22 protein-coding genes are annotated in these 22,775 nt (G+C 74.3%); 4 read left to right on the top strand and 18 right to left on the bottom strand.

The genetic code is table 11. The features are described from left to right. Positions 1–62: 62 nt before the first annotated feature. Positions 63–758, bottom strand: coding sequence for a hemerythrin domain-containing protein (locus IE241_RS29625; protein WP_190024934.1), 696 nt, complete (start codon positions 756–758; stop codon positions 63–65). Between the two features lie 224 nt (positions 759–982). On the opposite strand from IE241_RS29625, the gene IE241_RS29630 reads away from it, so the two are divergent. Next, a complete protein-coding gene (locus IE241_RS29630) occupies positions 983–2,248 on the top strand; it encodes an FAD-dependent oxidoreductase (protein ID WP_190024935.1) in 1,266 nt (421 codons plus the stop codon). A gap of 45 nt (positions 2,249–2,293) precedes the next feature. After that, positions 2,294–3,520: a cytochrome P450 gene (locus IE241_RS29635; RefSeq protein WP_190024936.1), complete on the top strand. Its 1,227-nt coding sequence runs from the start codon at positions 2,294–2,296 to the stop codon at positions 3,518–3,520. 81 nt (positions 3,521–3,601) lie between these two features. Here the strand turns inward: IE241_RS29635 and IE241_RS29640 are convergent, their stop codons facing one another. The 3 genes from IE241_RS29640 to IE241_RS29650 form a co-directional block, all read right to left on the bottom strand. Continuing rightward, a complete protein-coding gene (locus tag IE241_RS29640) occupies positions 3,602–4,198 on the bottom strand; it encodes an SRPBCC domain-containing protein (RefSeq protein WP_190024937.1) in 597 nt (198 codons plus the stop codon). After that, complete coding sequence (locus tag IE241_RS29645; RefSeq protein WP_190024938.1) at positions 4,195–4,830, bottom strand: TetR/AcrR family transcriptional regulator; 636 nt, start codon at positions 4,828–4,830, stop codon at positions 4,195–4,197. The genes IE241_RS29640 and IE241_RS29645 overlap by 4 nt, the downstream gene beginning before the upstream one ends. Positions 4,831–5,030: 200 nt before the next feature. After that, a complete protein-coding gene (locus IE241_RS29650; protein ID WP_190024939.1) occupies positions 5,031–7,247 on the bottom strand; it encodes an MMPL family transporter in 2,217 nt (738 codons plus the stop codon). A 137-nt stretch (positions 7,248–7,384) separates the two neighbouring features. Between IE241_RS29650 and IE241_RS29655 the strand changes: the two genes are divergently transcribed. Both IE241_RS29655 and IE241_RS29660 read left to right on the top strand, forming a co-directional pair. Further along, positions 7,385–8,515 (top strand): amidohydrolase family protein, encoded by a 1,131-nt coding sequence (locus IE241_RS29655; RefSeq protein WP_190024940.1) that lies wholly within the window; start codon positions 7,385–7,387, stop codon positions 8,513–8,515. After that, positions 8,512–8,886, top strand: coding sequence for a metal-sulfur cluster assembly factor (locus tag IE241_RS29660; protein ID WP_190024941.1), 375 nt, complete (start codon positions 8,512–8,514; stop codon positions 8,884–8,886). Before IE241_RS29655 ends, IE241_RS29660 begins: the two co-directional genes overlap by 4 nt. Positions 8,887–8,928: 42 nt before the next feature. Here IE241_RS29660 and IE241_RS29665 read toward each other — a convergent pair whose 3' ends face one another. The 14 genes from IE241_RS29665 to IE241_RS34435 all read right to left on the bottom strand — a co-directional run bounded on the left by IE241_RS29665 (position 8,929) and on the right by IE241_RS34435 (position 22,768). Then, on the bottom strand, positions 8,929–9,522 hold the full coding sequence (locus tag IE241_RS29665) for an NADPH-dependent FMN reductase (protein ID WP_190024942.1): 594 nt from the start codon (positions 9,520–9,522) through the stop codon (positions 8,929–8,931). A gap of 52 nt (positions 9,523–9,574) precedes the next feature. After that, on the bottom strand, positions 9,575–10,849 hold the full coding sequence (locus IE241_RS29670) for a phytoene desaturase family protein (RefSeq protein WP_190024943.1): 1,275 nt from the start codon (positions 10,847–10,849) through the stop codon (positions 9,575–9,577). Beyond that, on the bottom strand, positions 10,846–12,351 hold the full coding sequence (locus IE241_RS29675) for an aminotransferase class III-fold pyridoxal phosphate-dependent enzyme (protein WP_190024944.1): 1,506 nt from the start codon (positions 12,349–12,351) through the stop codon (positions 10,846–10,848). The genes IE241_RS29670 and IE241_RS29675 overlap by 4 nt, the downstream gene beginning before the upstream one ends. A 27-nt stretch (positions 12,352–12,378) precedes the next feature. Further along, on the bottom strand, positions 12,379–13,257 hold the full coding sequence (locus IE241_RS29680; protein ID WP_190024945.1) for a methyltransferase domain-containing protein: 879 nt from the start codon (positions 13,255–13,257) through the stop codon (positions 12,379–12,381). Positions 13,258–13,299: 42 nt separating this feature from the next. Then, complete coding sequence (locus IE241_RS29685; RefSeq protein ID WP_229900009.1) at positions 13,300–14,418, bottom strand: type III polyketide synthase; 1,119 nt, start codon at positions 14,416–14,418, stop codon at positions 13,300–13,302. Continuing rightward, complete coding sequence (locus tag IE241_RS29690) at positions 14,415–14,879, bottom strand: SRPBCC family protein (RefSeq protein WP_190024946.1); 465 nt, start codon at positions 14,877–14,879, stop codon at positions 14,415–14,417. The genes IE241_RS29685 and IE241_RS29690 overlap by 4 nt, the downstream gene beginning before the upstream one ends. Positions 14,880–14,926: 47 nt before the next feature. After that, complete coding sequence (gene ubiG, locus IE241_RS29695; protein WP_190024947.1) at positions 14,927–15,715, bottom strand: bifunctional 2-polyprenyl-6-hydroxyphenol methylase/3-demethylubiquinol 3-O-methyltransferase UbiG; 789 nt, start codon at positions 15,713–15,715, stop codon at positions 14,927–14,929. Next, positions 15,715–16,983, bottom strand: a complete 1,269-nt coding sequence (locus IE241_RS29700) for an acyl-CoA dehydrogenase family protein (RefSeq protein ID WP_190024948.1) — start codon at positions 16,981–16,983, stop codon at positions 15,715–15,717. Before IE241_RS29700 ends, ubiG begins: the two co-directional genes overlap by 1 nt. Positions 16,984–16,988: 5 nt before the next feature. Next, entirely contained in the window at positions 16,989–18,173 is a 1,185-nt protein-coding gene (locus tag IE241_RS29705; protein WP_190024949.1) for an acyl-CoA dehydrogenase family protein, read from the bottom strand. Continuing rightward, positions 18,170–18,466 carry an acyl carrier protein gene (locus tag IE241_RS29710; protein ID WP_190024950.1) on the bottom strand — a complete coding sequence of 99 codons (297 nt, stop codon included), beginning with the start codon at positions 18,464–18,466 and terminating at the stop codon, positions 18,170–18,172. The genes IE241_RS29705 and IE241_RS29710 overlap by 4 nt, the downstream gene beginning before the upstream one ends. 187 nt (positions 18,467–18,653) lie before the next feature. Then, positions 18,654–18,920 carry an acyl carrier protein gene (locus IE241_RS29715; RefSeq protein ID WP_190024951.1) on the bottom strand — a complete coding sequence of 89 codons (267 nt, stop codon included), beginning with the start codon at positions 18,918–18,920 and terminating at the stop codon, positions 18,654–18,656. Next, the gene (locus IE241_RS29720; protein ID WP_190024952.1) at positions 18,917–20,194 is read right to left on the bottom strand and encodes a type III PLP-dependent enzyme domain-containing protein; all 1,278 of its coding nucleotides are present in this window, start codon (positions 20,192–20,194) and stop codon (positions 18,917–18,919) included. The genes IE241_RS29715 and IE241_RS29720 overlap by 4 nt, the downstream gene beginning before the upstream one ends. Then, complete coding sequence (locus tag IE241_RS34430) at positions 20,181–21,713, bottom strand: class I adenylate-forming enzyme family protein (protein WP_229900011.1); 1,533 nt, start codon at positions 21,711–21,713, stop codon at positions 20,181–20,183. The genes IE241_RS29720 and IE241_RS34430 overlap by 14 nt, the downstream gene beginning before the upstream one ends. Continuing rightward, positions 21,710–22,768 (bottom strand): ketoacyl-ACP synthase III family protein, encoded by a 1,059-nt coding sequence (locus IE241_RS34435; RefSeq protein ID WP_229900013.1) that lies wholly within the window; start codon positions 22,766–22,768, stop codon positions 21,710–21,712. The genes IE241_RS34430 and IE241_RS34435 overlap by 4 nt, the downstream gene beginning before the upstream one ends. Between the last annotated feature and the right edge of the window lie 7 nt (positions 22,769–22,775).

Consider the following 22,775-nt stretch of genomic DNA (forward strand, 5'->3'; position numbering starts at 1 on the left):
GGGCCCGTGCGGCTCGTCGGCCCCCGGGGCCTTGGGTGTTGCCGGTGCGGTCACGGTCTCCCTCACTTCGCTGTCGCCCTGGCGCGGCCGGGCGGCCGCGTTCCGTGCAGCTCCTCCGTGGCGCGGCGGTGCAGGCGCGCGCCCGCCACCCGCCACAGCAGCCGTACGGGCACCGGCAGCCGGGCCAGGAACCGGGCCTGCCCGGACGGGCCGGCCGCGGCCGACAGGGCCCCGAGCATGTAGAGCCGGTGCGCCTTGGGTACGGCGGCCCGGCCGCGCTCGCTGAGCACCGCCCACTGCGCGGCCGTGAACCGGTCCGGCACCAGGGGCAGGACGTGCTCCTCCTCGTCGGCGAGGTGCTCGTCCAGAGGCGGCAGCAGGGCGGCGCACGCGTCCGCGACGGCCTCCCGCTGCACCGGGTCGGCGGTCCGGCCCCAGCGGGGCACCGCCTCGTCGAGCCGGTGCAGCGCGGCGGCGATCCGCTCGTGCTGCCTCTCCATACGGCGCACCATGGCGGGGTCGACGGCCGGGTCGGCCGCGAGCCGGGGCCAGACGAGTTCGTCCTCGGCCAGGTGGTGTTCCTCCAGCATGCGGCCGAGGGCGGCGAGGTGGGCGGCGACGGTGCGGCTGCGGCCGGTGTCGCCGGCCGGGACGCCGCTGACCAGCGCTGCCGCGGCCCGGTACTCCCGGCGGAAGAGCCGGTGGACGAGCACCATCTCGTCGGTGTCCGGCGTGCTGTGTACGTCCGCTGCGGTCATCAGCCCTCCTGCGTCTGTGGTCGGCGCCGGTCTGCGGAGCTGTGGCACCGAGCCTCGGGTCCGGTCCTTAAGCGGGGCTTGCGTGCGCCGTGGCAGCGCCCCCTGCGCACCGGGGGCGTGCAGCCGCAGGAGCCCTGCCCGCGGCCCTCCACCGCCCGCAAGCAGGCCTTTAGGCCGCGCCCGGATGCTCGCCGTGATCGTCCCTTCCGTGGAGAGGCAGGAAGATGGCAGCGGATCACCAGGCGCAGGTCTGTGTCGTGGGCGGCGGCCCGGCGGGGCTCACGCTCGCGCTCGAACTGGCCCGCCGGGGCGTCCCGGTGACGGTCGTGGAGCAGAGCGCGCGCTTCGACCGCTCGTTCCGCGGCGAGTCGATCTCGCCGGACTCGGTGTGGCTGCTGGAGCGCATGGGCATCCTGGACAAGGTCCGCGACGCCACGCTGGAGACCCGGCGCATGGAGATCGCCGAGGACGGGCGCCCGGTGCTCTCCGCCGACTTCTCCCGCTACGGCCGCCCGTGCCCGTATCCCATGGAGCTGCCGCAGCCGCCGCTGCTGACCGCGCTCGCCGAGGCGGGCGCGGAGCTGCCCGGCTTCCGGCTGCTGCGCCGCACGACCGCCACCGGCCTGCTGCAGGACGGGGCCGGCCGGGTCACCGGGGTGCGCTGCAAGGGCCCCGAAGGCGAGACCGAGGTGCCGGCGGTGCTGACCGTGGGCGCCGACGGCCGGTTCAGCAAGGTCCGGGAGATGTCGGGGCTGCCGTACGAGAAGCTGCCGCTGGAGCGGGACTTCGTGTGGTTCCGGGTGCCCCGGCCGGCGGTCTGGGACGGGCACACCTATCGCGTGCGGATCGCCGGGGACCGCCACGGCCTGTTCATCCCGACCGTGCCCGACCTGGTCCGGGTGGGGTTCAACATCCCCAAGGGGGGCCTGCGGGAGATCCGCAAGGAGGGCATCGGGGCGCTGCACGCCCGGATGGACGAGCTGGCCCCGGAGATCTCCGAGGGCGTACGGGCCTCGGTCACGCAGTGGTCGGACACGTCGATGCTGGACATCTTCACGACGGTGGTGCCCCGCTGGTCGCGGCCCGGCCTGGTGCTGATGGGCGATGCGGCGCACACCCTGACGCCGGTGCTCGGGCAGGGCGTGAACCACGCGATCACGGACGCCGTGGTGCTGGCCCGGCTCACCACGGCCGCGCTCGCGCGCGGCGGCTCCGGCGGCGCCCTGGACCTCGCCACGAAGCGGTTCCAGGAGGAGCGCGAGGCGCCCGTGGCACTCGCCCGCTCCCTGCAGCTCCGCCAGGAGCGGGCGTTCGCGCTGTCCGGCCGCATCCCGTGCGCGCTGCGCCGGTTCGGCTACCGCGCGGTCGGCTCCAGCGCCGTGGCGAAGGAGAGGATCCTCGCCCGCGTCTACTACCCGCTGCAGGACGCGCAGGCGCACCGGCCGCTGGACATTGCGCGCGTGCCGGCACCGGCGCCCTCCGCTCCTTGAACCGCCCCGGACACCCACCCTTCCGCTACAGCAGAGGACTTCATCATGACCGTGAGCCCCGAGGCCGCGCCGGACCCCCGAGGCGACGTGCCGGCCTACCCCTTCGAGCGGGCACCGGGCCTGCAGCAGTGCCCGATGTACGCGAAACTCCGCGAGGAGGAGCCGGTCGCGGAGGTCCGGATGCCCAGCGGGGACCACGCCTTCCTGCTGACCCGGTACGAGGACGTGCGCACCGCCCTGTCCGACCCGCGCTTCAGCCGGGCGGCCACCCTGGAGCCGGGCGCGCCCCGCCTCGCCGCGGCCCCGCAGCGTTTCAAGAGCCTGCTGAACATGGACCCGCCGGAGCACACCCGGGTGCGCAAGCTCGTCTCGCGCGAGTTCACCGCGCGCCGCGTGGCCGGGCTGCGGCCCCGCATCCAGGCGCACACGGACGCGCTGCTGGACGCGATGGAGCAGCAGGACCCGCCGGTGGACCTCGTACCGGCGCTGGCGTTCCCGCTGCCGGTGAGTGTGATCTGCGAGCTGCTGGGGGTGCCGTTCGAGGACCGGGAGAAGTTCGCCGCCTGGTCGAGCGTGTTCCTCGCGACGACGTCGCGGACGAAGGAGGAGATGCTGGCCGCTCAGGTCGCGCTGCGCGACTACCTGGCGGTGCTGGTGGCCGCCAAGAGGCGGCGCCCCGGCGACGACCTGCTGTCCGCGCTCGTCTCCATCCACGACGAGGACGAGGACCGGCTGCAGGAGGAGGAGCTGATCTTCCTGGGGATCAGCCTGCTGGTGGCCGGGCACGAGACGACCGTCAACCAGATCGCCAACAGCATGGTGGCGCTGCTGACGCATCCCGAGCAGCTGCGCCGGCTGCGGGAGACCCCGGAGCTGATCGGCAACGCCGTCGAGGAGCTGTTGCGGCTGCACCCGCCGGGTGACGAGGCGCTGCTGCGCATCACGACCGAGGACGTGGAGCTGAGCAACGGCGTGACGGTTCCGGCGGGCAGTGCGGTGCTGCCCGGGCTGAGCTCCGCCAACCGGGACGGCGCGCAGTTCGAGCGCCCGGACGAGCTGGATTTCGACCGGCCGGTCAATCCGCACTTCGCGTTCAGCCACGGGCCGCACTACTGCCTCGGCTCCGGTCTCGCGCGGGCCGAGCTGCAGATCGCGGTCGGCTCGCTGATCCGGCGTTTCCCGTCGCTGCGGCTGGCCGTCGCGGAGGAGGAGCTGCGCAGGCCGGAGGGGATGCTCGTGCACGGCATCGCCTCCCTGCCGGTCGCCTGGTGATCGGTCTTCTCGTACGCGTCCATCCGCCGTCCGGGGCCCTGGCGTTCGCGCCACGGGCCCCGTCGTGCACCCGCGGGGCGGTCAGCGGGCCGCTTCGATGCGGTCCTTCAGGGCCTTGTTCATCGCGTGGAACTGAGGGAGCGTGTCCTTGGTGAGCCGGTCCTGGAGGAACGGCACGAGGACGCCCGTGAAACGCTCGCTCTGGGTGAACCTGACGCGGTCGGGCGCGATGCGTTCGATGACGAAGCGGTGCCGGCCGTCGACGATCCAGCCCGGCCCGGCCTTCCCCAGCCAGCTCAGCTCCTTGCCCGCCACCAGCGACTCCACGCGCGGTGTGAACACCGAGTCGCCGCCGCGGTCGTGCATCCGGTTGCGCAGGGTGGCGCCCTCCCGGAGGCGGCCGCCCTCGGACGTCACCTCGGCCCGGGTGATGAACGGATTCCACCGGGGGTAGTCCTCAAGGGTCGAGAGCACCTTCCAGACCTGCTGGGGCGTGGCCCGCACCTCGGTCGACGCGGTGAGCTGCACGGGGCGCAGGTTGGCCCACGCCGCATAGCCCGCGAGGGCCGCGAGGAGGAGCAGGGCGGCGGTCAGGAACGGCCGCCTGCGCGGGCGTACGCGCCTGCGGCCGGTGTGTAAGGGAGCTGACGGGGCTTCGGCTTCTGTCACGGCGCTCACGAGGGTTTCCCTTCGGGTCCGGGGGCACGGGCTCCGGCCAGGACCTGGTCCACGAGCCGGGCCGGGTAGTCGCCGCCGACGGGTTCGCCGGTGACGAGGAGCCGGTAGTAGAGCGCACCGGCCAGCTGGTCGAAGATGACGTCGGGGCGGGCCCCGGGGCCGAGGTCGCCGCGCGCCTGCGCGCTCTCCAGCAGCGCCAGGGGCAGGGCGTTCCGGCGGGCGAACACCGCCCGGACGGCCCGGCCGACGTCGGGTCTGCGGGCCGCGGCCGCGACGATCTCGGCGACGAGCCCGGCGGAGCGGTCGTCCGGGCCGGCGGGTCTGCCGACTCGGCTCATGCGCGTCAGCCCGGCGGCGACGGCCTCCAGATAGGCCGTCAGGTCCCGCCGGATGTCGCCGGTGTCGCGGACGGGCACCTCGTCCTGGATCCGGGCGACGACGGCGACGATGAGGTGGTCCTTGGTCGGCCAGCGGCGGTAGAGCGTGGTCTTGGCGACGCCGGCGCGCTGGGCCACCTCGTCGATGGAGTAGCCGTCGTAGCCGCGCGCGAGCAGCAGGTCGCAGGCGGCTCCGAGGATGCGGTCGTCGGTGCCTTCGGCTCGCGGGCGTCCCCGCCGGGCGGCTGTGGCCATGATCGAACCCTTTCGATACCGGCGTTGCGTAATTCAGGCTAGCGGGCGCCCGCAGAATTACGCAACGCCCGTATCGATAAATCTTGTTGGGCCGCTCCGCCCGGCGCCCCCGGGCCCGGCGGGCATGCCGGAGCGGCCCGGTCCGCGTAGGGGACCGGGCCGCCGGCGACGGTGCGACGTCTGCGGCCGGAGCCGCCGGGTCAGGTGGTGGTGCCCGCGGTCATCCGGGGCTGCTCCCGCGCCCCGTCGTCCGCGGGAAACGGGCCGGTGGCGCCGGCCTCCCCGCCGGCCGGCGGCTCCATGCGGTCGAGCCGCAGCCGGCTGTGCAGGCGGCGCAGCGGGCCGGGGGCCCACCAGTTGACGCTGCCGAGGAGCGCCATCAGCGACGGCACCAGCAGGGCCCGGACGAGCGTGGCGTCGATCAGCACGGCGAAGGCGGTGCCCAGGCCGAGCTCCTTGACGAACACCAGCCGGGACAGGGCGAGGGCGCCCACGGCGAGGCAGAACAGTGCGGCGGCCGAGGTGACGATGGGGCCCGTCCTGGCCAGCCCCTCGGAGACCGCGGCCCGGTCGTCGAGCCCGGCCGCCTTCGCCTCCTTGATGCGGCCGAGCAGGAAGACGTTGTAGTCGGTCGAGAGCCCGAAGGCGAGGGCGAAGACGAGCACCGGGGTGGTCGTCTCGATGCCCGCCTGGGCGGCGAAGCCCAGGTTGCCGTCCTGGAAGACCCAGACGAGGAACCCGAGGGCGGCACCGGTGGACAGGGTGTTCATCACCAGGGCCTTGAACGGCAGGATCACGGAACCGGAGAAGGCGAAGAGCAGCAGCAGGGTGATCACGGCGAGCAGCCCGGCGGCCTGCGGCAGCCGGTCGCCGATGGACTCCTTCTGGGCGAGGAAGTCCGCGGTCAGGCCGGTGTAGCGGGCGGGGTGGGGCGGGGTGACGTCCCGGACCCGGCCGGCCGCGTCCTGGGCGGGCAGGTCCAGCGGGGCGCCCGCGAGCACGGCGTCGACCTCCCAGTGCCGTGTGTCGAGCCGGGCCGGCGGGCTCACCGACTCCACGCCCTTCACCTTGCCGATCTGCTGTGCGTACGCGGCGAGCCCGCTGCCGTCGGGGGTGTCGAGGACGATCTGTACCGGGGACGTCGACGGCTTCTCGAAGTCCCGCTCCAGGTCGGCGGCGACGCGCCCGGCGCTGGTCTCGGCCGGCAGCGTGGCCGCGTCCGCGCCGGTGAAGCGGATGCCCAGGACGGGCGTGGCGATCAGCACGAGCACGGCGGAGGCGACGACGGCCACCGCGCCCGGGCGGCGCATCACGGACGAGGCGATGCGGTGCCAGCGGTTGCCGGCGCTCTCGTCGGCCGAGAGGTCGCGCTGCCAGCGGCGCGGGGCCAGGGAGTTGATGCGCCGGCCGAGCACGGCGAGCAGCGCGGGCAGCCCGAGGAGCGCGAACAGGGCGGCGGCCACGACGGTGACGACGCCGGAGATGCCCATCGACCGCAGGTACGGGTGCGGGAAGACGGTCAGCGCGGCGAGCGCCGCGGCCACGGTCAGGGCGCTGAAGAGCACGGTGCGCCCGGCGGTCGCGACGGTGCGGCGTACGGCCTCGGCGGTCGGGCCGTGCGCCGCGAGCTCCTCGCGGTAGCGGGAGACGATCAGCAGGCCGAAGTCCACGGAGAGGCCGAGCCCGAGGGCGAAGGCCAGGTTGAGCGCGCCGGTGGAGACGTTCATGAACTCCGTGGCCAGCCGCAGCCCCGCGAGCGTGAGCAGCAGCGAGACGAGGGCGGCGACCACCGGGACCAGGGCGGCGACGACACCGCGGAAGACGAGGAAGAGCAGGATCAGGATGATGGGCAGGGCCATGCCCTCGGCCATCGCGAGGTCCTTGTTCGACACGTCGGCGACCTGGACGTGCCCCGGCGTCGGGCCGCCGAGCCAGGCGTGGCCGCGCAGCGCCGGATCGGCCTCGATCGCCTTCTGCAGGTCCTTCTCGGCGTCGACGGTGGCCGACTCCTTCATCGGCTTCACGGCGCCGATGACGACCGTCGCCCTGGAGTCCTTCGACAGCAGCGCGGGGTTGTGCGCGGAGGCGTAGTCGACGACCTGGCGGACCTCGGGGCGGTTCTTGAGCAGCCCGATGGCCGCCTGCACGGCCGGCGGCGGCGCGGCCGCCGGGTCGAGGCGCGCGTCCGTGCGCACCAGCACGGCGTACCCCTGCTGCGCGTCGACGCCGGTGGCGCGCTCGATGATCTCGCGGGCGGCGACGTTGGCGCCGCCCGGGTCGTCGTAGTCGGAGAGGCCGTTGGTCAGCCTCGCCTGGACCGTGCCCCCGAACAGGGCGGCCAGCACGGCGGCGAGGACGGCCAGCAGCAGGCTGATGCGCCGCTTGGCGTGCAGCGCTGAGCCCAGGGCAGAGAACATGGGGATCGTCACCTTCCGTCGGTCCGGCCAGGGTGCCGCGGAGTGCTTTAGCCCCGCTGAAGAGGAGCGCCGGACACTCGCCGCCGGGCTGCGTGCCGGCCGTGCGCGGTCGCGCGCCTCTGCGACGGGAGACCCAGTTGATCGACAACATGTTCGTCATCGATGCCACGGTGCACCCCTACAACCTGGCCGAGGAGAACCTGCGCCGGCACCCCAACGGGTTCGGCGGCCCGGACCTGCACGCCTTCGCGCTGCGGGAGATGCTGTGGGGCATGCACGAGCGCTTCGCCACGCCGGGCTCCGCCGTTCCGCGCGAGGCGTTCTGCACCGACTGGCCACCGGAGCTGCTGGCGTGGACGCTGTTCACCGAGTCCGGTGTCGATATGGCCGTGAACCACCGGCTGCGCATCGACAGCGTCTTCGAGGACGGCCTCTGCAACGGCGAGAAGAACCGCGTGCTCGCCGGGAAGTGGCCGCAGCGGATGATCCCGTACGCGGGGATCAATCCGCTGCTGGGGGCCGAGGCGTGCATGCGCGAGCTGCGCGCCCAGGTGGCGCAGGTGCCCGGCACGATCGGCATCAAGATCTACCCCAATGCCGGTTCGCCCGACCGCAGCTGGCGGCTGGACGACCCGGAGTTCACCCCCTTCTTCGAGCTGGCCAAGGAGCTCGGCATCCGGATCGTGGCCGTGCACAAGATCGTGCCCAACGGCCTGGTGCCACTGGCGCCCTTCGCCATCGACGACCTGGAGACGGTCGCCGTCCGGCACCTGGAGCTCTCCTTCGAGATCGTGCACGCGGGCCTTCCGCCGTTCGTCGAGGAGGTCGCCCTCGCCCTGATGCGCCTCCCCAACGTCTACGCCAACCTGGAGATCACCTCGGCCGTCCTCGCCCACGGCATGGGCTACGTCGAGGAGGCGCTGGCCCAGCTGATCTCGCTGGGCGGCGCCGAGAAGATCATCTACGCGTCGGGGGCGCTGCACTTCCACCCGCGGCCGGTGCTGGAGCGGATGGCCCGTCTCGCGTTCCCCGACCGGGTCCTGGAGCGGTACGGCATCGAGCAGATCACGCCGGAGCAGCGGGCCGGGTTCCTCGCCGGGAACTACGCGCGGATCGCCGGCATCGACCTGGCGGCGGCCGCCGAGGCGGTACGGGACGACGAGTTCGCCCGGTACCGCGCCGGGCACGGAGGCGACCGCCCGATGTGGGCCTACTGGCGGGAGTCCCGCCCGGAGCTGTGGACCACCGCGCCCGGAGCCGCCGCGTGAGCGCCGGAACGGCCGTGACGGCCGCTCAGGTGACCGAGGCGCTGGCCGGGGTGTACGACCCGTGCAGCCAGTCCTGGCAACGCCCGCTGAGCCTCGTGGACCTGGGCCTGGTGCGCGGCGTGGAGACGTCGGGCGCCCGCGCCACGGTGCGGATCAGCCTCACGGCGCCGTTCTGCATGGCCGTACCGGTGATCCTGCAGTCGATCGAGCGCCGGGTCGGCGAAGTGCCCGGCGTCGCCGAGGTGAAGGTCGAGATCGACGGCGGCACGATCTGGACTCCGGAGCTGATGACGGCCCGGGGACGCGAACTCCTGGCGGCGGCACGGGCGGGCGACGCCGGGCCGCCGGCCCGGCCGGCCACGGCGGGGTGACGGCTCCGGTCACGGGCCCGGTCGCCGGACCGGGCCCGTGACTCATACCCCGGCCAGCGCTGCCGTCGTCTCCCGCGCCGCGGCCCGCATACGGGCGAAGTCCAGGACCTGGTCCGTGAGGATGTCCAGGCGGCGGGCCGTGCGGGGGTCCGGGCAGGTGTCCTCGGGGGTGAAGACGGTGCCGGCCGGGACGACGACGGACATGGGGGTCGTCCAGGCGCGCAGGGAGTGGGCAGAGGCGCGCAGCGACGCGAGGGCGCCCGCGCCGGCCGTCTCGTTCCAGGCCACGGTGAGGCAGCCGGCGGCACGCCCGTCGAGGTAGCAGGGCGTTTCCCGGGCGAGCGCCTCGGTGTGGTCGAGGGCGTTCTTCAGCAGGCCCGACATGCCACCGTGGTACGTGGGGCTGGCCAGCAGCACGCCGTCGGCCGTCCGCAGGACGTCCAGCAGCCGCCGGACCCGGGGCGGGGGCCAGACGGCGCCGGGGTCGTAGAGCGGCAGGTCGAGGTCGGGGCCGCAGAGCAGGGTCACCTCGGCGCCTGCGTCGCGGGCCCGGCGGCAGCAGGCCCGCAGGGCGGCGGCGGAGACGGAGGCGGGGCGCGGTGAGCCTCCGACGGCGGCGATACGGATCGGGCGCATGCTGACTCCTGGGACTTCTGGGACTTCTGGGGTACGTGTCACGGTGCACGGTTCACAGGCGGGCCGCGGCCGCGTCGGCCGCGGCGACCCCGCTGAGCACACTGGCGTCGGCGAGGAGCCCGGCCGGGCCCACCCAGTCCCCCGCCAGGAACACCCCGGGCCGGTCCGCCGCGCGCACGCCCGGCCGGCCGGCGAGGCCTCCGGTGCGCGCGGCGGGGACGGCGCTCATCGTGGTGATCCCGGGCAGGAAGCGTTCGTGGACGAGGGCGTCGCGCCAGCCGGGCCGGCAGCGGTCGAGCAGGGCGTACAGCTGCTCGCGCACGCGCGCGGGGCCGGGCGCGGTGCCGTCGTCGTAGCGGGCCAGGTGCAGGACGCTGCCGCCGGGCGGGGCCAGGCGGGCCGTCACGGAGAAGTCCGAGAAGTAGACGGGCTCGTCGACGCCGAAGACGAGGGGCCGCAGCGGTTCGGGCGGCCGGCGCAGCGCCACGGCGAGGCAGGCGGTCCGCAGCGGGGGCCCGGCGTGCGCGGCGAGTGCGGGGAGGCCGAGGAGCGCGGCGGCGGTCCTCGGGGGCGGCCCGGCGACGATCACGGCGCGGGCCCCGGTCTCGGAGCCGTCCGCGAGGTGGACGCACGGCGCGGTGCCGCCTTCGACGGCCACGGCCCGGGCCCCGGTGCGCAGGTGAACGCCCAGCTCCGCGGCCCGGGCGGCGAGGGCGGCGACGACGCTGCCCCAGCCGCCGTCCACGTAGCGCACGCCGCGGCGGGCCCCGGCGAAGTGCGCGGCGAGGGCGTCGGCGGCGACGGCCCCGGGGCTGCCGACGTAAGCGCTGATGCGCAGCAAGGCGAAGGCGGCCTGCCGGGCTCGCGCGGAGGGCAGCCGGTCGGCGAGCCACTGTGCGGCGTCGGTGCCCGCCCGTCGCGGATCGGACCGGGAGCGGCACAGGGCCAGCAGCCGTGCGACGGCGAGGCGTTCGCGCGGGGACAGCAGGGGTGTACGGAGCAGGGCGCCGGGGGCGGCGTATCCGGGGTGGAGGGTGCCGTCGCGCAGTGCCCCGGCCCGCGCGAGGCCGGGCGTGCCGCCGGTGATGCGGATGCCGAGCGCCCTCAGCTGCCGTTCGGCGGCGGGGTACAGGGCCCGCGGACCGAGGTCGAGACGGTGGCCGCGGAAGGCGGTGGTGCGGGCACGCCCGCCGGGGCCGGCGCCGGCTTCGAGGAGCAGGATGCGCCGGCCGGGGCCTGTGGTGGAGGCTAGCCGGACGGCGGCGGCGAGGCCGGCGAGCCCGGCCCCGACCACGACGGCGTCGGCCCTTTCGCCGGGGGCGTTCACGTTCGGCCGCCCTCCCCGGGCCCGGGGAGGATGAACGGGAAGTCGTGCTTCCTCAGCTCCAGGGCCGCGTCCGTGACGGCGGTGACGAGCCCGTCGAGGTCCTCTTCGCTGTGGGCGCCGCCGGTGAAGAGCATGGGCAGGCTGAGCGTGTAGAAGCCGCGCTTGCGGAGCATCAGGGTCAGCAGGAAGAAGGCGATGGGGTTCACGGCCCCGGCGAACGTGCGGTAGTCGGCGTAGCTCTCGTGCTCCAGGAAGCCGAAGGAGCCGATGAAGTCGCCGAATCCCACGAGCCGCAGGGGGATGCCGGTGTCGTCCCGGAAGGCGGCCAGCCGCCGCCGGATCCCGGCGACCTTGGCCCGGGTCCGCGTGTAGTACGTGTCGCGCTGCTCGTGCAGGAGGCTCAGGCTCGCGTACGACGCGGCGAGGGCGAGGTGGTTGCCGGCGTGGGTGGTCTGCACGCAGGTCTTGCGGCCGATGTCGGTGAGCGGCAGGCCCGAGGTCTGGGTGTGGTCGAGCAGGTCGGCGCGGCCGCCGACGGCGGACAGCGGGATGCCGAGGGCGCTGATGACCTTGCCGTAGCAGTAGAGGTCGGCCTCGATGCCGAAGTGGGCACCGGCGCCGCCGGGTCCGTAGCGGAACCCGGTGAGGACCTCGTCGAGGACGAAGGGGATGCGCAGCCGGCGCGAGGTCTCGGCGACGGAGCGGATCAGCGGCACGGTGTGCTCGGCGAAGGGGAACGACGAGGACACGGCCTCGCCCAGCACGCACGCCAGCTCGTCTTTGTGCCGCACGATCAGCTCGTTCGCCCGCTCCGGGTCGTCGGGGAGGACGAGCAGGTCGCGCGGGTCCGCGGTGGGGACGCCGGTGAGCGCGGGCAGGGGCGTGACGGCGCCGCTCTCCTCGTGGCCGGGGAAGGGCCGGGCGGGGTGGCCGTGGTACCAGAAAGCGGTGTTGTGCATGCCGAGTTCGTGCACGCCGTGCAGGGCGCCTTCGAACTTGGCGACCATGCGCCGCCCGGTGTGGGCCCGGGCCAGGCGGACGGCGGCGGCGGTGGCGTCCGTGCCGGAGTTGAGGAAGGCGAACTTCTCGCAGTGCGGCACGAACTCCTTGAGGAGCCCGATGAGCTTCTCCTCGACGGGGTTGCAGTAGCCGTTGCCGGTCGTGGTCCCGGCCTGCTCGCGGACGTACGCGACGACCCGCTCGGGGCTGTGGCCGTGCAGGGCCTGGGCGCCGAAGCCGAGGTGGCAGTCGGTGTACGTGTTGCCGTCGGCGTCGGTGATGCGGCTGCCGTGGGCGCCGGTCACGACGAGCGGGAACTGGGGGGCGTGGAAGGGCCAGAAGGCGTGGTTGGTGACGTCGACCCGCCGCAGGCGCTGCGCCGCGGCGATCGATCCGGCCTGCCGCTCGGTCAGCTCGGTGAACAGGTCGACCAGCCACGGCTGGGTGAGCAGGTCGGCCACCAGGGTCTCGACGGCGGCGGCCGGTCCGGCCGGTGAGGTCATCGCGGGCTCCAGGAGGGGGTGGGGCGGTCAGAGGGGCCGGGTGGCGCGCAGCACGCCGTAGCGCATGACGCCGCGCTCGTAGGCCTGCTTCATCAGGGGCACGGAGTTAAGGAACCGGAAGATGTCCATCCCTTTGGCCCTGACCAGCTTCCACACCATGGACGGGTCGCGGACGACGGGCTTGACGATGTCGCTGGACAGCTTCCAGGTGTCGGATACGCGTTCGGACCAGTCGGCGGTCCGGACGTCCGTGAAGCCGAGACCGGCCGACAGTTCTGCGTAGTGGCCGAGCGGCAGCACGTGCGAGACGACGAAGTCGCGGTAGATGCGCCCCAGCAGCCGGGACTCGTCGGCGTCGAGGCGGTCGTCGCGGGCGCACCAGGTGGCGACGAGCAGCGTGCCGCCGGGCTTGAGCACGCGCAGGCACTCGGCGAGGAAGGCCCGTTTGTCGGGCATCAGCTCGCAGCTCTCCAGGGCCCAGACGACGTCGAAGGTGCCGTCGGGGTAGTCCGTGTGCAGGGCGTCGGCGAGACGGAAGGCGGTGCGGCCGGAGACGCCGCCCTCGGCGGCCTTGGTTTCCGCGCGGCCGATCTGCTCGGCGCTGAGGGTGATCCCGTCGACCCGGCATTCCAGCCGCTGCGCGAGGAGCACCGCGGAGGCCCCGATGCCGCAGCCGGCGTCGAGGACCCGGCTGCCCGCCGGCACGGGGCCGAAGCGGATCAGCTCCTCGACGAGCCGCACCTGGGCGGCGTGCCGGCCCGGGTCGGGCTCGCCCTCGGCCCAGTAGCCGTGGTGGATGTGCTCGCCCCACAGGCTCTCGTACAGCTCGATCAGTCCGTCGTAGTGGTCCTTGATGGCGGCGTGCAGGTCGGGCGTCGGCCACCGGGGCTGCAGTGCGCTGGTCATGGGGAGGTCCCCTCGGTTCAGATCAGATCAGGTCGGGTCGGGTCAGAAGCGGACGAGCGCGGACTCCATGGTCAGGCCGGGTCCGAAGGCCATGAGCACGGCGTGCTCGCCGGGCCGCGGGCGGCTCTCGCGCAGGATGTGGTCGAGGATGAGCAGGATGGTGGCGGATGAGCAGTTGCCGTGGCCGGCGAGGACGGCGCGCGAGGGGGCGAGCTGTGCGGGCGTCAGCGCGAGCCGCTCCCCCACGAAGTCGATGATCTTCGGGCCGCCGGGGTGGACGCCCCAGTGCGTGATGTCCCCCGCCTCCAGGCCGTGCGGCGCGAGGAGCCGCTTCACGAACGGCTCGATGCTCTCGGCCAGGTAGAACGGCACGTACGGGGAGAGGGTCATACGGAACGCGCTGTCCTCGATGTGCCAGCTCATCGCGTGCAGCGTCTCGGGGTGGGTCTCGGTGTGCGTGCCGAGGAAGACGGGGCCGGGCCCTCCGTCGCCGGTGCCGGTGCCGGTGTCCGTGTCCGTGTCCGTGTCCGTGTCCGTGTCCGTGTCCGTGTCCGTGTCCGTGCCGAGCAGCATCATCGCCCCGGCGTCGCCGAAGAGGGCGTTCACCACGGCCTGTTCGGCGGTGTGCTCGGGCCGCTGGTGGACCGAGCACACCTCGCCCGTGCCGGCGAGGACGAGTTCGCCGGGGCGGGCGGCCAGTGCGTCGAGGGCCGTCTTGAGCACGTTGAAGGCGGCGTTGCAGCCCATGTGGCCGATGAAGGTGCGGCGCAGGTCCTGGCGCAGCCCGAACTCCTCGGCCAGCACGATGTCGGGGGTGGGGCCCGCGTATCCCGTGCAGCTGGCCACCACGAAGCTGCCGACCCGCTCCCGGGCGCCGGGGCCCGCCGCCTCCAGGACGCCGCCGACGGTCCGCCGGCCCATCGCGAGGAAGTGCTCCTGCCACGCCTCCATCCGGGCCTTGATGGGCGGGTAGCCGCCGGCGTAGGCGGTGCGTGGGTCCCAGGCCATGCGGCGGGTGTGCACGCCCGAGCCGCGGAAGATCTCCTCGGCCCGGGGCACGGTGCGGAACATCGCGCGGTAGTGCTCGTCGTAGGCGCTCTGCTGGGGGACGGCGGTGGGCGGGGCGGCGGTGCGCAGCGCCAGCAGGCGGGCCGCGCTCACCCCTCCTCCACGCGCTGCTTGATCGCCGCGAGGAACCCCTCGGTGACCTGGTCGCTCTGCTGCCGGGCGAAGGGTTCGACGAGCGGCAGGACCACGGCCGCCACGTCGACGTCGGCCTCGGAGCGGGTGTCTATCTCCAGGTAGGTGCTGCCGGAGCTCGTGCCGGAGGTGGTGCGGAATTCGCCCCAGGAGCGGAAGTTGTGGCTGCCGACGGGCTCCCAGGTGATCCGGCCGGGGTCGCCGGTGTCGAAACGGGTGCGGTGGTCGGGGGTGTGGCTCACGGCGCCGTTGGAGAGCGTGGCGAGCCGGTAGTGGTAGATGCCGTCGCCCTCGTCGATGAGGGATTCGACGCCGGGCATCAGCAGGCCGCAGGTGACGACGTCGAGCAGCAGGCGGCGTACGGCGTCCGGTGCGGCACGGACCTCGGTCCCACGGGTGCTGGCGGAACGGATGGCGACCATGGCGTCCTTCGGGGTGTCTCGTGCGGGAGGTTGATGGCAGGGCCCGGTCAGAGAGCCTGAGGGGCCCTGACGGCGTGGCCGATGTAGCTGGCCGAGGTGTCGCCGGTGAGGGCGAAGGCCCCGAGCCTGCGGTGGCGCAGCAGGCCCGGCAGCAGCGCGGGCAGGGGGCGGGCCGGGCCGAGGCCGTGGAAGGCGCCCGGCCGCATTCCGTGTGCGGCCAGCAGGGCGCGCAGTTCGGCGGGGCGGATGAACATGCGCCAGTCGTGGGTGCCGGGCCGGATGATGCCGAGCAGCTTCTCGGCGAGCAGGATCAGCAGCAGGTAGCTGCGGACGGTGCGGTTGACGGTGTCGAAGAGCAGGACGCCGCCGGGGACGAGCAGCCGGCTGATCTCGGCGAGGGCGGCGGGCAGGTCGTGGAAGTGCTCCAGGACGTCGGAGGCGACGACGGCCTCGGCGCAGCCGCCGGGGAGTCCCGTGCCGTACGCGGAGCCGACGCGGTACGTCACGGTGACGCCGCCGGCCGCGGCGTGCCGGCGGGCCGCCTCGACGCTGCCGGGCGAGAGGTCGATGCCGGTGACGGCGTAGCCGCGGGCGGCGAGGTCCTCGGAGACCAGTCCCCCGCCGCAGCCGAGGTCGACGACCCGGATGCGGTCGCGGGGAACGCCGGGGTGGTGCTCGCGCAGGACGCGGTCGAAGTGGCCGGTGCGGGCCGCGTTCATCTCGTGCAGGGCGCGCAGCGGGCCCTCGGGGTCCCACCAGCCGTCGCCGACCTGCTCGTAGTAGTCGTTGTCGATGCGTACGCTGCCGCTGCGTACGCGGCCGGGGGCCGTCGTCATCACAGCCACCTCGGGGTCTCTACGGGGCTGATGCCGAGCGTGGCCTTGCCGATGTGCTCGCGGGCGAGGTCGTTGGTGAAGGGCAGCAGCGGCCCGGCCTTGACGTCGCGCCAGATCTGGCCGATGCGGGAGCCGTCGCGGATGCCGGAGCCGCCGATCACCTCGAAGGCGGTGGCGACGACGTGCTCGGCCTCGTTGGTGATGAAGTACTTGGGGATGCAGGTGTCGGCGACGAAGGCCGGCAGGTCGTCGCCGGGGTCGGCGTGACGCGTGGCGTACTCGGTGAGCAGCGCGTCCATGGTGGCCAGCGAGGAGCGCATCCGGGCGACGGCGAACTGGATGCCGGGCAGCCGGGCGAGGTCGCCGACGGCGGTCGTGGACCGGCCGCGGGTGCGTTCGACGGCGAGCGCGTAGGCGCGTTCGGCGAGGCCGAGGAAGACGGCGGCGAAGCAGTAGTGGCCCCACTGCTGGCGGGCCATGACGAAGAGCGGGGTGAGCCCGTCGGGGAAGACGGAGTCCTCGGCGGCGACCCGCAGGCCGGTCAGGGCGAGGGAGTGCGAGCCGGTCATCGGCAGGGCGAAGCCGCGCCACGGGGCGGTCACGGCGATGCCCTGCCGGGGCTTCTCGACGAAGAACGCGGCGAGGTTGAAGGGCGGTTCGAGGTGGGCGTCGTCCAGGCCGGCCGTGAGGACGAGGTGGGTGGCGGCGTCGTACCCGGTGGCGAAGTGCTTGAGCCCGTCGAGGACGAAGCCGTCGCCGTCGCGCCGGGCCACGGTGGAGGGCCGGACCCAGTTGCCGCCCGAGCCCTCGTCGGTGAAGGGGCCGGCGAGGAACGCGCCGTCACGGACGGCCGTGAACATCCGCTCGCGGACGGCGGCGCCCAGGTCGCTGCGCAGGGAGCCGGTGAGGACGGCGTGGATGGCCAGGGTGAAGGCGGTGGAGCCGCAGCCTCCGGCGATGATCCGCAGCAGCCGGGTGTTCTCCTCCAGGGTGGCCTCGAACCCGCCCATCTCGCGCGGGACGTTGACGGCGGTGATCCCGGCGTCGGTGAGGTCGCGGAGGTTGCGGGCGACGAACGCGCCGCTCTCGTAGTTCTCCCCGGCGCGCTCGGCGAAGCGCTCGGCGAGCTCGTGCGCGCTGTCGCACAGGCGCTGCCATGCCGCGGCCCGCTCGGGGGCCGTAAGGGCAGCGGAGGTGTCGGGAGTCGTGGGGGCCGTGGGCGCCAGGGGGGTCGTGGGCGCCGGGGTTGCGGTGTCGACGGCGGTCATGCGGTTCATCCCTCCCATCGGGGTTCGGCGAGGACCGGGACGCCGAGCGCGTGTTTTCCGGCCCACTCCGCCGTGACGTCGGAGTTCGGCGGTACGAGCAGGCCGGCCACCACGTCGCGGTACATCCGCTGCAGGGGGTGGCCGGCGAGCAGGGCGGAGCCGCCCTGGATCTGCATCGCGAGGGTGACGACCTCGTGCGCGAGCCGGCACACGCTGTTCTTCATCACGCTCATGTCGATGTAGTGGCCGAGCGGGTCGGCGGCGACGGCGGCCTCGTGGTCGGCGCGCACCGCCTGGTACAGGTGCGCCTCGGCGGCCGCGAGCCGGGTCCGTGCCTCGGCGACCTTGAACTGGACGCCCGGCAGGTGGGCGACGGTGCGGTCCAGGACGTGCAGGGTGCGGCCGCGCTGTTCGCGGACGACGAGGCCGAGGGCGCCCCGGGCGATGCCGAGGAAGACGGAGGCGAAGCTGCACCAGGCCCAGTGCACGCCCTGGATGAACATCAGCGGCAGCGCCCCGGGTTCGCCGACCATGCGGCCGGCCTCCACGTAGCAGTCCTCCAGGACCAGGGAGTGGCTGCCGGTGGCCCGCATGCCCGCGGCGTCCCACTCGGCGGTGACGCGCACGCCCCGGCCGGGCTTGGGGACGAGGAAGCCCACGGGCTGCGGCAGGCCGCGGTCGTCGGTGCGGGCGGCGGAGAGGAAGAGCAGGTCGGCGGCGGGGAATCCGGTGAAGAAGCCCTTGCGGCCGTTGAGGAGGTAGCCGCCGGGGACGGGCCGGGCGCTGGTGGTGGGGTGCCACCAGTTGCCGCCGACGCCGGGTTCGCTGAAGCCGCCCGCGATCACGGCGCCGTCCTCGACGATCGCGCGGTAGGCCCAGGCGGCCTGGTCGCCGCCGATGCCCGCGATCATCGCGATGCCGTGGACGTGCATGTTGACCGCGAACGCGGTGCTCGCGCAGGCCGCGGCGAGCGTCTCCTGGGCGCGGCACAGCTCTTCGAGGCCCGCTCCCCCGCCGCCCCACGCGGCGGGCACCGTCATCGCGGTGTAGCCGGAGGCGACGAGATCGGCGATGTTCTCGTGCGGGAAGGAGCCGTCGCGGTCGTGGGCGGCGGCCCGGTCGGCGAAGGAGGCCGCCAGCTCCGTGGCGAGGGCGACGGGGTCCGCCGCCTTGAGCGTGCGGGCGGTCATGCCGGGCTCCCGGCCGGGACGAGTGCGGGCACGGCGCCGTCCAGGTAGCGCAGCAGGCTCGCCACCGTGTCGCCCTCCGCGCGGGTCGCGGTCGCCAGCCAGTCCGCGATGTCGATCGGGCCGAAGCGGTCCCGGATGCGTTCGAAGGTCTCGGCCAGGTCGACCGAGTCCATCCCGAGATCACCGGTGAGGGTGGAGCGGTCGGTGACCGTACGCTCGGCGATCTCGGGGCGTACGGCGACGATCTGCTCGATGAGCATCGTCCGGATGGCCTGGGCCCGGTGCTCGTGCACGTGTACTCCCCATGACGAAATGACGAAGTAGCTGCCGTTCCATGGAAACTGCTCTGTGGAAACCGCGCCGACATCGTGGCCCCGCCCTCTGTAGCCGCGCTTGCGTGCCGCCTTACAGGGGGTTGCGGGCACGGCGGAGGGCCCGGGCGGCCGTCCGGCGCCCGGGCCCTCCCCTCTGCCGCGGCGGTCAGCGTGCGGCCGCCTCCCGTTCCCGTACGGTGCGGATCAGTTCCCACAGCGTGGCGGGCGTGTCGAAGACGCCCGGGGCGAGGTCGTCGTCGGGGATGCCGATCCCGTACGCGCCCTCGATGCGGATCAGCAGCTCCACCATGGCCAGCGAGTCGAGGCCGGCGGCCTTCAGCCGGGTGCCGGGCTCGATCCCGCCCGGGCGGGCGAGCCGCGGCAGCGCCTCGCGCAGCAGTTCCTCGTAGGTGGCGTCCCACCGGTCGCTCATGTCAGCTCCTTGACGGGTATGGGGTCGGTGACCGGGGCGCCGGAGGCGCCGTCCAGTTCGCGGCGGTAGAGGGCGAGCCGGGTGGCCGAGACGACGTCCGTGCCGCGGAGGACGATCTCGGCGGGTGCCGGGTGGCCGAGGAAGCCGAGGAGGCTGGCCGTCAGGCCGTACGCGCCGACGTTGGGGAACTCCAGGACGGCGCCGGGCCGCAGCCCGGGCAGCTCGACGGACCGGCCGAGCAGGTCCGCAGGGGTGCACAGCGGTCCGGCGAGCGTGGCGCGCTGCGGCTCGTCGGGCACGGTGCCCGGCAGGGGCCGTGCGCTCATGGGCAGCAGCCGGCCGAGGCCGGAGAGCCCGCCGAGGTGGTTGATGCCGGAGTCGAGGACCGCGTAGCGGGTGCCGCGGCTGTCCTTGACGTCGGTGACCGTGCACAGCAGCCGGCCGCTGTCGCCGACGAGGTAGCGGCCGGATTCGAAGGCGATCACGGGCAGGCCCGCGCGCCAGCCGGGCAGCGAGGCGTCGAGCTCCTGCGTCACGGCGGCCCGCAGGCCGGGGTAGAGCGGCCGCTCGCCGGGCACGGCGTAGGGCGCGGCGAACCCGCCGCCGAGATCGAGCAGGCGCAGGTCGGTGCCGAGGCGGCGGCGCAGTTCGGCGGCGGTGCGGATGCTCTGGACGATCTCGGCGCACAGGCCTTCCTCGTCACGGGCGTTGGTGAGCGGGAAGAAGTGCAGGCCGATCACGCGGACGCCGGGGACGGCGAGCCGGCCGGGCTCCGCGAGCAGGGCTTCGGGGTCGAAGCCGAACTGGGAGGCGGTGCCGGTCATGCGCAGGCCGGCGCCGCCGGGTGCGCCCGCCGCGTTGATGCGCAGGACGCATTGCGCGCTCACGCCGTGGGCGTCGGCGGCGGCGCCGATCCGGGCGAGGTCGCCGAAGGACTCGGCGGAGAAGTGCCGTACGCCGTGCAGGACGGCTTCGCCGAGTTCGCCGGGGGTCTTGCCGGGGCCGGAGTAGAGGAGTTCGCCGGGCGGGCAGCCCGCTTCGAGGGCCGAGGCGAGTTCACCGCGGGAGGTCACCTCGGCGCGGGCGCCGCGGCGGCGGAGTTCGGCGACGAGCCGGGGATGGGGGTTGGCCTTGAGGGAGTAGTAGATGCGGGAGGGGTCGGGCAGGGCGGCGCGCAGGTCGTCGTAGGCCCGGCCGACGCGGCCGAGGTCGTAGACGTAGAGCGGGCTGCCGTAGCGGCCCACCAGCTCCGCGGCGGGGTCACCGGCCGTCATGGGCGTTCTCCAGGTACGTCTTGAGCTGCTTGCGGTCGGTCTTGCCGTTGGCGGTCAGCGGGAGGGCGGGCAGGACGTGGCAGGTCTCGGGCACCTTGGCCTGTTCGAGGCGCTCGGCCAGCCGGGCGAGGGTCTCGTCGGCGGTCAGGGTGCCGACGGTGAAGAGGACCATGTCGCGGCCGTCCTCGGGGACGAGCAGCGAGGCGGCCTCGACGCCGTCGACGTCCAGGGCCGCGGCCTCGATCTCGACGGCGCTCATCCGCAGGCCGCGGCGTTTGAACAGGTCGTCGCGGCGCCCCTGGAAGTAGAGGTGGCCGTCGGCGTCGAGCCGGCCGTAGTCGCCGGTGTGGAGGGTGAGCCCGCCGTCCCCCTCCGCCGCCCGGAAGCGCAGGGCGGTGGGCTCGGGCGCGTTCCAGTAGCCGGCCATGATGTGCGGCCCGCGGACGGCGATCTCCCCCGTCTCGCCCGGGGGCAGCGGGCGGCCTTCTTCATCGACGACGAGCACTTCGGTGCCGGGCAGCGCGGTGCCGACCGAGCCGGGCCGGGCGAGGTCACCGTCGGGTTCGAGGACGGTGATGCGCTTGCACTCGGTGGTGCCGAACATCGGGACGACGCGGGCTCCGGGGAAGCGGTCGCGCAGGCTTGCGATGAGCGGCGGGTTGAGTGCGGCGCCGGTGTTGGTGAACATCCGGATCTTCGTGGGGCGCCGGTCGCGCTGCGCGAGGCGGACGAGGAGCTCGCCGAGCGAGGGGACGAGCGGGACGACGGTGGCGCCGTGCTCGTGGGCGAAGCCGAGCAGCCGGGCGTGCCCGTCGGCGTCGGAGAGCAGCAGCTCGGCACCGGCGAGGGCGCACAGCAGCGCCTGGTAGAGCCCGTAGTCGAAGGAGAGCGGTACGGCGGTGAGGACGACGTCGCCGGGCCCGTAGCGAAGCCGTGCCGCGATGGCGCGGGCGGCGAAGGCGACGGGCGCGTGCGGGCAGGCGACGGCCTTGGGCGCGGCGGTGGAGCCGGAGGTGTAGATGAGCAGGGCGAGGCGGTCGTGCGGGACGGGCGGTGCCGGGCTGCCGCCGGGAAGGCCGGCCGGGGCCACCGGGGTGAAGTCGGTCTCCTCGGCCACCAGGACCTGCGCGCCGGCCGGCCAGGGCAGCCCTTCGGCGCCGTCGCGTTCGGCGGCCGTCACGACGACGACCGCGGGGTCGGCGTCGGCGAGCACGGACTTCAGGTGGAAGGCGCGCATGGCCGGGCTGACGGGGACGAAGACGGCGCCGTGGCGCCACGTCCCGTACAGCATGGCGAGGAAGGCGCGGGTGGAGCCGGTGCGGGCGAGAACGCGCTCGCCCGGCCGGACGCCCAGTTGCGTCAGGCGCTCGGCGAAGGCGCGGGCGGCGGCGTCCAGCCGGGCGTAGGTCCACACGCCCTCGCGGTCGCGGACGGCGGGGGCGTCGGGGGCCGCGGCGGCGGCCCTGCCGAGGAAGACGTCGGCCGCGTTCTCGACGCGGCTGGTCACGTAGGTGGTCACGGTGCCTCCACGGGCTCGGCCGGGCCGCCCGCGGGCCGGCCGGGCTGTCCGGTGATCTCCAGGACGGCACAGGTGCAGCTGAATCCCGAGCCGCCGCCGACGAGCAGGACCTTGTCGCCCTCCTTGACCTCGCCGCTGCTGATGAGGTGGTCGAGCCCGGCGAACTGGTCGCCTGCCCCCAAGTGGCCGACGCTGCGGGCGAATTCCCAGGTGGACCTGGCGAGCGGCACCCCGAGGAGGGCCTCGGCGTGCCAGTCCGTGCGGCTGCGGCCGCTGGCGGGCAGCACGAAGCGGGCGATCCCCCCGGCGTCGGTGCCCGCGTCCGCGAGGGCGGTGCCGATGCTCTCGCGGACGACGGCCGTGACGCGTTCGATGGCGGTGCGCAGGCCGGCGTCGGTCTTGGCGTAGTGCTGGACGCGGCCGGGCAGGTCGAGGGGCCGGTGGTCGGGTACGGGCAGGAAGCCGGGCCCTCTGACCACGGCCTCCAGGGAGTTGTCGCTGCCGGTGGCCGTGGACAGCAGCCGGGCGATCCCGGGCCGGCGGGAGAGCAGCAGGGCGGTGGCCCCGTCCCCGTAGACGAAGCCCGGTTCGCTGGCCCAGCGCTGCAGGTACGGCTCGCCGAAGCGGTCCGCGGTGGTGACCATGGCGGCCGCGGCCGGCGGGCCGGACTGCAGGTGCCGGGCCGCGACTTCGAGCGCGCCCAGGGCCGCGTTGCACTCCTGGCGCAGCCCGAAGGCGGTGACGTGGCGGCCGAGGGCCTGCCCGGCGACGTAGGACGCCGCGGGCCACATCTCCACGCCCTGGAACCAGATGCTCGTGTGGATCAGCAGCTCCACGTCCGCGGCGTCGAGCCCGGAGCGTTTGAGTGCGGTGACCGCGGCCTCCACGGCCATGTCGGGCGGTGCCGTGTCCTCGTCCGCCACGCAGACCGACACCAGGTCGTCGGCGGCGCACTGGTCGGGGTCGTACCGGCTGCTCTCCACGGCGGAGCGGGCGGTGACCCGCCCGGGCAGCCTGACCCCCGTGCCCGCGACATGAACGCCTTCCCAGCGCATGATCCTC

This window comes from Streptomyces hiroshimensis, assembly GCF_014650335.1.
Classification (GTDB): Bacteria; Actinomycetota; Actinomycetes; order Streptomycetales; family Streptomycetaceae; genus Streptomyces; species Streptomyces hiroshimensis.

Coding starts and splice junctions, on each gene's coding strand:
- IE241_RS29650 (WP_190024939.1), bottom strand. CDS start 7,247: ATGTTCTCTGCCCTGGGCTCAGCGCTGCACGCCAAGCGGCGCATCAGC.
- IE241_RS29700 (WP_190024948.1), bottom strand. CDS start 16,983: ATGACCGCCGTCGACACCGCAACCCCGGCGCCCACGACCCCCCTGGCG.
- IE241_RS29715 (WP_190024951.1), bottom strand. CDS start 18,920: ATGAGCGACCGGTGGGACGCCACCTACGAGGAACTGCTGCGCGAGGCG.
- IE241_RS29630 (WP_190024935.1), top strand. CDS start 983: ATGGCAGCGGATCACCAGGCGCAGGTCTGTGTCGTGGGCGGCGGCCCG.
- IE241_RS29635 (WP_190024936.1), top strand. CDS start 2,294: ATGACCGTGAGCCCCGAGGCCGCGCCGGACCCCCGAGGCGACGTGCCG.
- IE241_RS29665 (WP_190024942.1), bottom strand. CDS start 9,522: ATGCGCCCGATCCGTATCGCCGCCGTCGGAGGCTCACCGCGCCCCGCC.
- IE241_RS29645 (WP_190024938.1), bottom strand. CDS start 4,830: ATGGCCACAGCCGCCCGGCGGGGACGCCCGCGAGCCGAAGGCACCGAC.
- ubiG (WP_190024947.1), bottom strand. CDS start 15,715: ATGACGACGGCCCCCGGCCGCGTACGCAGCGGCAGCGTACGCATCGAC.
- IE241_RS29625 (WP_190024934.1), bottom strand. CDS start 758: ATGACCGCAGCGGACGTACACAGCACGCCGGACACCGACGAGATGGTG.
- IE241_RS29690 (WP_190024946.1), bottom strand. CDS start 14,879: ATGGTCGCCATCCGTTCCGCCAGCACCCGTGGGACCGAGGTCCGTGCC.
- IE241_RS29675 (WP_190024944.1), bottom strand. CDS start 12,351: ATGACCTCACCGGCCGGACCGGCCGCCGCCGTCGAGACCCTGGTGGCC.
- IE241_RS34435 (WP_229900013.1), bottom strand. CDS start 22,768: ATGCGCTGGGAAGGCGTTCATGTCGCGGGCACGGGGGTCAGGCTGCCC.
- IE241_RS29680 (WP_190024945.1), bottom strand. CDS start 13,257: ATGACCAGCGCACTGCAGCCCCGGTGGCCGACGCCCGACCTGCACGCC.
- IE241_RS29720 (WP_190024952.1), bottom strand. CDS start 20,194: ATGACGGCCGGTGACCCCGCCGCGGAGCTGGTGGGCCGCTACGGCAGC.
- IE241_RS29705 (WP_190024949.1), bottom strand. CDS start 18,173: ATGACCGCCCGCACGCTCAAGGCGGCGGACCCCGTCGCCCTCGCCACG.